Here is a 9,935-nt window from a genome sequence, read left to right as displayed (position 1 = left end):
ACGGCAACGCTGACGGCAACGTCAGCGGACGGGTGCTGCACTTGGCGGGTCGTCGGGGCTCTCGGTATCTCGGAGTGCGTCGCCGAGGGTGTCGATGGCCTGCCGCTGGAGGCGGAGTCGGACGTGGGCATACACCGAGGCGGTGACGCCGATGTGGGCGTGGCCGAGCAGCTCCTTGATCACCACGAGCTCGACGCCCTGTTCGAGGAGCAGGGTCGCGGCGGTGTGTCGGAGATCATGAAACCGTATGCGGCGGAGCCTGGCCGCCCGGCACAGCGTGGTGAAGTTTCGGGTCAGGGTTGACGGGTCGGTGGGTGAGCCGTTGGGCGAGGTGAAGACGTGCCCGCTGTCCGTCCAGCCCGCGCCGGCGGTCTCGCGCTCTCGGTCCTGTTGTTCGCGGTGGCGCTTGAGGGCGTGAATGCATTCGGTGGGGAGGGCGATGCGGCGTTCGGAGCTGACGGTCTTGGTGGGCAGGGTGGTCAGGCCGCCGGTGGGGGTGCGCTGGAGGGTGCGGCGGATGCTGGCGGTGCCGCCGTCGAGGTCGAGGTCTTCCCAGCGCATGCCGAGCAGTTCGCCCTTTCGCAGTCCGGTGCGGAGCGCGAGGTCGAAGAGGGCCTGCAGCCGGTGGCCTTCGATTGACGCGAGGAAGCGCCGGGCCTCGGCGACGGTGAGCGGTTCGAAGCGCCGGGGCCGAGGCGTTCCAGCCTTGATGTTCCGGGCTACGTTGCGCGGGAGCTCGTCCTCACGGACGGCGTGCCCCAGGGCGGACTTGAGGACCGAGTGCACGTAGGTGACGGTGAGCGGGGACAGTCGCTTGCCGCAACACTGGCCGATGGCGCAGCAGCTCTGCTGCTTGTCGAGGCCGCGAGCGCAGCACTGGCAGGTGGTGCGGAGCCGGTCGAGCCAGGTGCGGATGTCCTTGGCGGTGAGGTGGGCGATCTTCTTCCGGCCGAGGCCGGGTATGACGTAGAGGCGGGCGCAGGTGCGGTAGCGGGTGTGGGTGTTCTCGCGGAGGCGGTGGACGGCGACGCTGTCGAGCCAGTACGTGAGGTATGCGGCCACGGTGCTGTCGGTAGCGGCGATGGGTCGGCCCTGGTTGCTGGCGGCGATGCGTTCGGTGAGCTTGTGGGCGGCTTCCTTGCGGGTGGTGCCGTAGACGCGGACGCGTTTGCGGCTGCCGTCGGTGGCGAGGACGTAGCCGGCGGCTTCCCAGCGGCCGTCCTTGCGCTGGTAGATGGTGCCTTCGCCGTTGGCGCGGCTCTTGCGGGGTGTGGTCATCAGGCGGCGTCCTGTTCGAGGCGGGTGCGGATGAAGTCGGTGAGGGCGTGAGTGGGGATGCGTCGGGCTCGGCCGAGGGTGAGGGAGGGGAGCTGGTGGGTGCGGAGCAGGTCGTAGACGGCGGTGCGGCCGAGTTGGAGGCGTTCCATGACCTGGGGGACGGTGAGGAGTTCGGTGGCGGCGGTCACGCGACTGCTCCCGTCCGGACAGCCCTCACCGGGTGACCGACCGGCTGACCGGCGGAGTGACCGGGTTGTTGCGGCCGCCGGATCCGGTTCGGGCTGTTGCGGTGTGTCGGTCGCCTTTCGGTGAGGAGTTCGGAGAGGTGCGCGAGTTCGGGCAGCAAGCCCGTTCCGGCGTACTGCCAGTGGGAGATCAGCGTCGAGCCCGAGTCCCCGCGCTGACCGGCGCTGTCGCGGTGACCGGCGGAGTGACCGGGGTGCTGACCGTGACCGGATCGGTGGCCGGTGGTCAGGTCGGTGGAGTGACCGGGCCGGTCACCGACCGGAGGGCCGTTGGTCACCTGACCGGGCTTCGGCTCGGCCGTCGCGGAGGCCGTGGTTGGGGCGTCGGACCGATTGGTTCGCCAGGCGGTGCGTTCGGCTCGCAGGCGGGTAAGGGTGGTGGAGTAGTGGCGGGTGCGGGTGGAGAAGTGGCCTCGGAAGCCGAGCATGTGGGCCCATTGCCGCAGGCGGAGGTGGGCGTGCTCGGGACGGGTGCCGAGGTGCCAGGCGGTGTGGATCATGCGGCGGGCGTGGTCGGTGATGTCGAACTGGGCGAGCTCGGCGAGGAGGCGGAGGCGGCGGTCGAGGGTGCCGGTGGTGGTTTCGGCGCCCTTGGTGGCGTACTTGGCGATGTAGGCGGCGACGTGCCGCTCGGTGACCGGGCCATCGCCGGTGAAGTCCGTGCCACGGATCGGCCGGACATCGATCTGCCGACCGAACTGGAACACCGACCGCCCACCTCGACCGGCACCCCAGGCCCCGGGCGCGATTTCGGCAGGATTCGGCTGGCCCTCGTTCGCGACGCGGGTGCGTGCGGCGGCGGCGCGGACGGCCTGGTCGAGGAGCTCGGTGGTGGCCCAGGCGGGCGGTTCGCTTGTGGGGCCGGTGAGTCCGTCGAGGCGGATGACGGCGTGGAAGTGGACCTGGCCGCGCTTCTGGTACTCGGCGACCTTGGCGTACGACAGCGTCGCGTGGTGCCGCAGGCTGCGCTGGGTGAGTCCGGCGGCTTTGGCGATCTCGCGTCGTAGGTGGGTGGTGAAGCGTGCCCACAGGGCGGGGGCGTGCGCGTTCCAGAGCACCGCGCCGGTGTAGTCGTAGCGCGCGGGGTTGAGCGGGGTGCCGAGGAGCGGGGCGTCGTCGGAGTGGGTGTGGCCGCAGTGGCAGGGGCCGGTGTCGGGCTGGTTGTGGACGGGACCGAAGCCGGGCGCGGTGAGGGTGGCGAAGACGCGGGGGTGGGTGGCGACGGTGGTGGGGACGGTCTTGCCGCCGCGTAGTCCGGCGGCGATGAGCTGGTAGGTGTCGTAGCGGTAGACGGTGGAGCAGGCCGGGCAGCGGGTGGTGCGGCGGTTGCCGCAGCGCACCAGGAGTTCGCCGGCGGGCAGGTGGCGGGAGTCGAGGTGGTCGAGAATCTGGCCGGTGGCGGTGTCCAGGCGGGTGCGGTGTCCGGTCATGCGGATCGGGCGGGCGCAGCCGCCCAGGGAGCCGACCTGGCGGGCCAGGGGTGAGAGGTATCCGGCGGCGGCGAGCTTGACCAGCTTGGCGGTCAGCCGCGCCCGGCGTTCCAGCGCCGAGTTCCTGTTCGCGGACGTATCGGTGCTGGTGGTGAGCGCCGGCGCGGCGAACGCCGCGCCGGCGGGAGAGGAGGTGGTTGCAGGGGTGGGGAGTAGGAGCTGCGCGGGCATGGGGACAGACCTCCGGCAGGAGTCGGGACAAGAGGAGAGGCGATTGAGGGGCGACCCGGGTGATCGGCGCACGTGGGCACGGTGCGCTTGACGGCGGGCGCGGATGGTGGGCCGGGGACGTCTGGCCTGGTCAGCGGTGGTGTGCACCAGCGGTGCGTGAAGGTAGCATCGCTTCAAGTGCGCATTCAAGTGCATCCCTCCTCATCTATTTCGGCGGCCGGTGGGGACGCGAGTACTGTGGCCCCGGTCTTCCGTTTTGGACGGGCCGGATTTCGGTGGTAGAGGCGCAGAGAAAACGGGGTGACCTGCGGTGACGGTGGGGCGGCGGGGACGTAGACCGGCGGGCGGCACGGTGCTGCTGACGTTCGAGGTCATCGCCGAGGCCCTGCGGGAGCGGATCCGCTCCGGGGAGCTGAACCCCGGGGACGCGCTGCCGACGCAGGCCGTGTTGATGGCGGAGTACGGGGCCTCCAGCCTGTCCGTGCAGAAGGCCATGGCCCTGCTGAAGCAGGACGGCTACGCGATCTCCCGCCCCGGCAAGGGAGCCTTCGTCGCCCACCTCGACGCAGACACCGACGGCGACTCAGATGACGGGGCGGCGGGGAACACGCCCGTCGGCGGGACGGCGGCGCGCGTCGAGGCGCTGGAGCTGGCACTGGCCGAGACGCTTGATCAGCTCACCGCCCTGCGTGCCCGCGTCGAAGCCCTTGAAGCGGGCGGCACCGAGCGAGGCTGCTGACCCGTCGGCCGCTGGACCGCCAGGAGCTGGAGCTGTGCGTCCAGATTTTCTCTACGAGGTTCAAGGCGGTGCCCCGCCGTCTGAGCTGGCCGAACGCCGCCGACCGACCCGTTGTCGGGCGTTCAGCCGCTGCCCGCATTGAGTGCCGGTGGAGCCAGCAAGCCGACGTCCGGAACACTGCCCGGCCGGGTGCCCGCAGGGAGCAAGTTGTGGGGTAAGCGCTGCTTACCCCAGCACCGCCCAGGGTCGGAGCAAGTTGTGGGCTATGGACTCCTTGCCCGCGACGCGGAGCAATTTGTCGCCTGCGACCGTCCTACGGCCGGATCGCGGGCAACAGGGTCGGCCAGGGGTCCGACCCGCTTCTATCGCCGGGCTCGCCGAGGACGGTGGCCGATGTCGCCTCCGGCACGGAGCGAGGCTCCCCGCCGACCCCACCCGCGCCGCGCCGTTCCAGTCAACCGCGTGCCCGAGGCTACGCGTGGCGGTGGGTCACCGTCTCGGGTGGGTATCTGCCCAGAGAGCCCGGTCAATTCGCCCACCGGGCGTACCGTGGCGCTGGAGGTGCCAGCGATCGAGGCCGGAGATCCACTGTGGGCATGCCGAGGAGCGACGCGGACCGTCTGCGTCGCAGGGAGTTGCACGAAGCGGCGTCGGGCATGGCGGGACCCCGCCTGCTGCCATGGACCACCGAGGACGGGCGCCCCTGCTACCTGAGCACCGACGGCAAGGGCTACATCTCGACGCTCGCCGACGGCATCGAAACCGTGCAGCTCGGCATGGGTCAGGAGCTGCTGGAGTACGCCCGGGGCGTCCTGGCCCCCGGAGCCAAGGCGCAGTCGGCCATCGAGTACCGCTGGCTCGCCTGTCGGCTGACCGAGGCCCTGTCGGACGCGCTCAGGGTCGCCGAGTCGCGCGGAGAGCGCATCCCGGCGCCGCAGGAGGAGGCAGCCGAGGACCGTGAACCCGCGAACGCCGGCCCCCTTGGCGGACAGGAGGAAAGCTGATGGGCAAGGCCACCCGCTATCGCTTCCGCGAGTACCACGTGGCCACCGTGACCGACCCCATGGCGCTGCCGACCTTCGAGGCGGTCTGCGTCACCGGCGAAGAACGGAACTGCGCCGCCGCGTCCGGCGAGCTGCACACCCCCGAGGAACTCACCCGCTGGATCGCCGGACACTGCGCGCAGACCGGCCATCAGTCGTACGAGCAGACCACCCGCACCATCGTCCGCGCCGAGCCCGGAGCTTGGCAGTAGGATCACGCGCGCAGCGGTCGGCGAGGGCGATTGGTCTACACCTCTGACGGCAGTAGTGACGGCAACAACCACGGACTTCAGCGCACATCCACGGACGCCGACGGACCGTCAAACCACCGTTGACCTGCGAAAAAGCAGGTAGAGAGGGGCCGCGTAGCACACGTACTATGTGCTGGCGGGTACCACACCGGTACTGGTTCACAACTGCCCCACTATCTCTGCCGAAGCTCGTGAGCATGTTTTGGATGGCGTTGTCACGGACGACGGCCGATTTGGTGGATGGCACTTGCATCCGGATCAGACCGGAGGTATCCCGGAGAATCGCTTTATCAACGGTGAATTGGTTACCGGGACTGACGGTACGGTTCGGGTCAACGGAACAGTCGGTGCCCGATTGGAGAACGGTCAGACTGTGCAGAAGGTAGCCACGGCCGGCCACACATTCTTCCCGGCGAACTGGACGGCTGAGGATATTATGGCCGCTGGAGAGCACCTCTTTGCGAACGGCACATATAGGCGTGGTGGAACCATGGCCAGGGGAGAGTTTAGAGGTGTCAAGATGACTGGATTCCTAGAGAAAATGGCCGACGGGGCCTATACGCCATCGACCTTCTTTCCGGTAGGAAAGTAGGTCGCGATGGGCCACCTTGGCTGGTATTTCGAGATTGACGATGACGAACTGGTGGTTCCAGTGGCCCCCTCGGGCATCTCGGAGAATCTGAGATTGGCCGTGGAGACTCTCATAATCCCGTTCGGGCTCAACGCTGAAGCTGTACAGAACTACCTCCGGGAGTGGCGGAGGATGGATCGGGAGTTCGGGATTGGCTACGTTCTGGAGACAGCTAGTGCGAGCGCTAGGAGGGTCTCACCAGCTGACGTTGAGATCAGTGACCTATATGGGCAGTTCGACGTCTGTACCATGCGTGCGGCCGAGTTCGAGGCCGTGCTCGAAGGGCTTTCAGAATTTCTAGGCGATTCGATTATGTAGAGAATATCCGATTGGCAGCTACTCTCGACGATTTGAGCGGTCGGGAGTAGCTGCCATTCGTGTGTGCCGCTATAGCTAGCGCCTCCGCACGTACTATGTGCTCGCGGGGACCACGCCGGTCCTGGTTCACAATTGCGGGAAATGGACAGGCCAGGGCGAGCACCCTCTTGAGGATGCCGTGGCTAATGCCATCGAGGACGCTCACCCGGATCTCGTGAAGGGTATGGGGCGGAAGACGCTTCGCGAGGATGGAACAACCTGGTCAGATCACGATGTCTACGGAGACAACTTCGTCATTGAGGTGGCCAGTGGAAAGGGGTCCGGCAAGACCGCGCAAATCCGGGATCGAGTCTTGCCTACAGCTGGCGGGGCCCGTGTCGCGGTATATGGCCCAAAGATGGGCGGCCATGTTGCGCGAGGAATTGAAGAGCTAGGCGTACCTGTCTTCAGGAGGATGGAAGACCTCGTGGCCTGGGCGGCTGGCGGATAACCACCGCTGCGCGCCGGTCGAGGATAAGAATCATCGGCCGGCGCGCAGCCGTTTCAAAGGAGTCGCAGTCGATGGAGACGCTTGTAATTGTTATCGCCGCAGAAGGCTGGGGTTTTCAAGCGGTCGCGAATGCGCTGGAGCCCTCGCATCAAGTGTCCTTGGTAGACGATAGGTACCTTGAGGTCTCGCAGGCGACCTCCAGTGCCTATGTGTGTGTTATGGATCCGCAGGAGGACGGCCTCTTTGAAGATTGGCCCGAGGTGCTGATCCCTAAGGGGCCGTTTGCGGCCTTCTCGGTTGACTACCGAGATCCTATACTCATGGAGTCAATCGTTAGAGAGATTTCCGTTAAGGTAGCTACTGCCATTGATACAAATTTTGGCGACGTGGTGTCCGGTGGCGAATTTATTGCTCGGATTGATCGCGACAATCCTCGATGGGAATGGTGGCATTGGCCGCATGATCTCGATGATTCCTTCACGTAGGAACCTGGCTCATAATCAACTCCCGGGGCTGATCTTGTAGCTTCGCCGAGCCTTGACCCGCGGGTTGTATCAGATCCGGGTGAGACAAGGTTTCACGACCCGAGAATCTGTCTGCCGGTGCCCGAGGTGCGCGCAGCTCTTGAAGAATTCTGCCGAATGGGCACGGGCAACCGTCCAGAGTGTATTCACTGGGTCTGCGGATACATGAACGGATATCGCCTCTCCGAACGTTAGCGGCAAACAGAAGTGGCCCCACCGAATCGTTTCCGGTGGGGCCACTTGGCGTCTTGACGGCAGTAGCTGACGGCAACGTCAGCGGACCGGCGCTGCACAAAGCGGTGGGTCGTTGCCGTCGTCGGTCTGGCTGGTGGTCTCTGCGGGATCGCGGAGGGCGCGGCCGAGGAGGTCGATGGCGTCGCGCTGGAGGCGGAGGCGGACGTGGGAGTAGACGGTGGCGGTGGCGCCGATGTGGGCGTGGCTGAGCAACTTCTCATAGAGAGGAGAGTCAGCAATGCCAGGCAGGCGGCGAAGGTCCCGCTGTGCCGGCCCGACTGATCCGCCGCCCGCCGTCGTGTCGCGCAGCGTCGTCGGGCGGTTACCCGGGTAGGACTTGGGAGTCCTGACCGGGCGTAGCCGAGACATCGCAGGAGCCGCGAGTGGCCGCTTACCACGACAGTGACGGAGCCGAGCAGGTGCCGGCGCAGGATGCTCCGCCGCCGCCCGCCGAACTGCTGGCGCTGGCGCAGGCGTACGGGGTGGACACCCGGTACCCGGGGCCGGGCGGGCAGGCGGTGGGGGCGCGGACGCTGGTGGCGGTGCTGGCCGCGCTGGGGGTGGCGGCCGGCACGCCGGAGCAGGCGCGGGAGGCGCTGGAGCGTCACCGGGCGTCCGTGCAGGGCCGGTTGCTGCCGCCCTGCGTGGTGGTGCGGCAGGGGCGGCGCACCGCGCTGGACGTCCCGGCGGACGCGCGGCTGCACGTGGAGCTGGAGGGCGGCGGGAGTTGGGAGCTGCCGTACGGGCACTCGCACTGGCTGCCCGCCGACCTGCCGCTCGGGCGGCACACCCTCAGGGCGGAGTCCGACGGCCGGAAGGCGGCCGCCGCGCTGATCGTCGCTCCGCAGCGGCTGCCCCAACTCCCCGGCCGCAGTTGGGGGTTCCTCGCCCAGCTGTACTCCGTGCTGTCCGACCGCTCCTGGGGCATGGGCGACCTCGGCGACCTCGCCGAGCTGGCCCAGTGGGCCGGCGACGGCCTGGGCGCGGGCTTCGTGCAGATCAACCCCCTGCACCAGGGACTGCCGGGCACCCCCTCCGACCCGTCCCCCTACCGCCCCTCCTCCCGCCGCTTCGCCGACCCGGTGCACCTGCGGATCGAGGCCGTCCCCGAGTACGCGTACCTGGACGGCGAGCGGCGCGACCAGGCCGAGGAGCTGACCCGCCGGGCCACCCGCCTGCGCGAGGAGGTCCTCGGCCACGACGGCCTGATCGACCGCGACGCCGTCTGGGCGCTCAAGCGCGAGGCCCTGGAGCTGCTGCACGAGGTGCCGCGCGGGCCCGGCCGGCAGGCCGCGTACGAGGCGTTCCAGCGCCGCGAGGGCGAGTGGCTGCGCCGACACGCGCTCTGGAACGCCCTGGCGGAGGTGCACGGCGCCGACTGGCACCACTGGCCGAAGGGCCTGCGTCACCCGGACGGCCCACACGCGGAACAGGCGGAGAAGGAGCACGCGGAGCGCGTCGAGTTCCACCGCTGGCTCGCCTGGCAGGTCGACCAGCAACTCGCCCACGCCCAGCGGGCCGCCCGGGAGGCCGGCATGCCGGTCGGCCTGATCCACGACCTCGCCGTCGGCGCCCACCCGGACGGAGCCGACGCCTGGGCCCTGCAGGACGTGCTGGCCGGCGGCATCTCGGTCGGCGCCCCACCGGACGCCTTCAACGCGCACGGCCAGGACTGGGGCCTGCCGCCCTGGCGCCCGGACGCCCTCGCCGAGGCCGGCTACGCCCCGTACGCGGAACTACTACGGGCAACGACGAGGCACGCCGGGGCCCTGCGCATCGACCACGTGATGGGCCTGTTCCGCCTCTGGTGGGTGCCGGAAGGCCACCCGCCCACCGAGGGCGCGTACGTCCGCTACGACGCGGAGGCGATGCTCGGCGTGCTGGCCCTGGAGGCGCACCGGGCCGGGACGGCGGTGATCGGCGAGGACCTCGGCACGGTCGAGCCGGGCGTCCGGGAGGAGCTGGCGGCGCGCGGCGTGCTCGGTACGTCCGTGCTCTGGTTCGAACGGGACTGGCAGGCCGGCGGCGGCATCCTGCCCCCGGACGGCTGGCGGGCGGGCTGCCTGGCCACCCTCACCACCCACGACCTGCCGAGCACCGCGGCCCGGCTCTCCGGCGAGCACGTCGAGTTGCGGCACCGCCTCGGCCTGCTGGTCCGCCCGCTGGGCGAGGAGCAGGAGGAGGCGGCCGCGGAGCTGGCGGACTGGCGGGCCGAGCTGACCCGGCTGGGGCTGCTGATGCCCGGCGAGCCGCTGTCGATGCCCGCGCTGTACGGCTTCCTGCGGGCGACCCCGGCGGAGCTGGTCGGCGTCTGGCTGCCGGACCTGGTGGGCGACCCGCGCCCGCAGAACCTGCCCGGCACCTGGGACCAGTACCCGAACTGGCGCCTCCCGGTCGCCGACGGCTCCGGCGCCCCGATCACCCTCGACCGCCTCGCCGCCGCCCCCGCCGCCCGCCTCCTCGCCGCCCTCCTCGCCCCTGTCTCTTATACACATCTCCGAGCCCACGAGACAGGCAGAAA

Annotated in this window: 11 protein-coding genes and 1 pseudogene; 8 read left to right on the top strand and 4 right to left on the bottom strand. The window is 69.1% G+C overall.

The window, feature by feature from the left end; all coding sequences use genetic code 11:
* Positions 1-21: 21 nt before the first annotated feature.
* Genes OP86_RS22760 through OP86_RS22750 form a run of 3 tightly spaced genes read right to left on the bottom strand, consistent with a single transcriptional unit; the run spans position 22 to position 2,953 of the window.
* Positions 22-1,278, bottom strand: a complete 1,257-nt coding sequence (locus OP86_RS22760) for a tyrosine-type recombinase/integrase (RefSeq protein ID WP_030060317.1) — start codon at positions 1,276-1,278, stop codon at positions 22-24.
* Complete coding sequence (locus tag OP86_RS22755; RefSeq protein WP_030060318.1) at positions 1,278-1,466, bottom strand: helix-turn-helix domain-containing protein; 189 nt, start codon at positions 1,464-1,466, stop codon at positions 1,278-1,280. Before OP86_RS22755 ends, OP86_RS22760 begins: the two co-directional genes overlap by 1 nt.
* A complete protein-coding gene (locus tag OP86_RS22750) occupies positions 1,463-2,953 on the bottom strand; it encodes a replication initiator (protein WP_324604090.1) in 1,491 nt (496 codons plus the stop codon). Before OP86_RS22750 ends, OP86_RS22755 begins: the two co-directional genes overlap by 4 nt.
* 583 nt (positions 2,954-3,536) lie before the next feature.
* Between OP86_RS22750 and OP86_RS22745 the strand changes: the two genes are divergently transcribed.
* The 7 genes and pseudogenes from OP86_RS22745 to OP86_RS39240 form a co-directional block, all read left to right on the top strand.
* Positions 3,537-3,923 carry a winged helix-turn-helix domain-containing protein gene (locus OP86_RS22745; protein WP_051830437.1) on the top strand — a complete coding sequence of 129 codons (387 nt, stop codon included), beginning with the start codon at positions 3,537-3,539 and terminating at the stop codon, positions 3,921-3,923.
* 656 nt (positions 3,924-4,579) lie between these two features.
* Positions 4,580-4,927 (top strand): hypothetical protein, encoded by a 348-nt coding sequence (locus OP86_RS22740; RefSeq protein WP_234434888.1) that lies wholly within the window; start codon positions 4,580-4,582, stop codon positions 4,925-4,927.
* A complete protein-coding gene (locus OP86_RS22735) occupies positions 4,927-5,178 on the top strand; it encodes a DUF7848 domain-containing protein (protein WP_030062275.1) in 252 nt (83 codons plus the stop codon). Before OP86_RS22740 ends, OP86_RS22735 begins: the two co-directional genes overlap by 1 nt.
* A gap of 169 nt (positions 5,179-5,347) precedes the next feature.
* Positions 5,348-5,809, top strand: a complete 462-nt coding sequence (locus OP86_RS35105; RefSeq protein ID WP_078588604.1) for an EndoU domain-containing protein — start codon at positions 5,348-5,350, stop codon at positions 5,807-5,809.
* A gap of 6 nt (positions 5,810-5,815) precedes the next feature.
* Positions 5,816-6,166, top strand: a complete 351-nt coding sequence (locus OP86_RS22730) for a hypothetical protein (protein WP_030062274.1) — start codon at positions 5,816-5,818, stop codon at positions 6,164-6,166.
* A 561-nt stretch (positions 6,167-6,727) separates the two neighbouring features.
* Complete coding sequence (locus OP86_RS36840; RefSeq protein ID WP_157849817.1) at positions 6,728-7,141, top strand: hypothetical protein; 414 nt, start codon at positions 6,728-6,730, stop codon at positions 7,139-7,141.
* A 66-nt stretch (positions 7,142-7,207) separates the two neighbouring features.
* Positions 7,208-7,375 (top strand): annotated as a pseudogene (locus OP86_RS39240) (Imm1 family immunity protein); the annotation flags it as partial.
* A 78-nt stretch (positions 7,376-7,453) separates the two neighbouring features.
* Here OP86_RS39240 and OP86_RS22725 read toward each other — a convergent pair.
* Positions 7,454-7,627: a hypothetical protein gene (locus tag OP86_RS22725; RefSeq protein ID WP_234434887.1), complete on the bottom strand. Its 174-nt coding sequence runs from the start codon at positions 7,625-7,627 to the stop codon at positions 7,454-7,456.
* Between the two features lie 170 nt (positions 7,628-7,797).
* Here OP86_RS22725 and malQ point away from each other — a divergent pair.
* The coding region (gene malQ / locus OP86_RS22720; protein ID WP_051830436.1) for a 4-alpha-glucanotransferase at positions 7,798-9,935 on the top strand (2,138 nt) is incomplete at its 3' end.

This window comes from Streptomyces novaecaesareae (assembly GCF_000716875.1).
GTDB classification, from domain to species: domain Bacteria; phylum Actinomycetota; class Actinomycetes; order Streptomycetales; family Streptomycetaceae; genus Kitasatospora; species Kitasatospora novaecaesareae.
The sequence above is the reverse complement of the archived record's forward strand: the minus strand, read 5'-3'. Positions and strand labels throughout refer to the sequence as shown.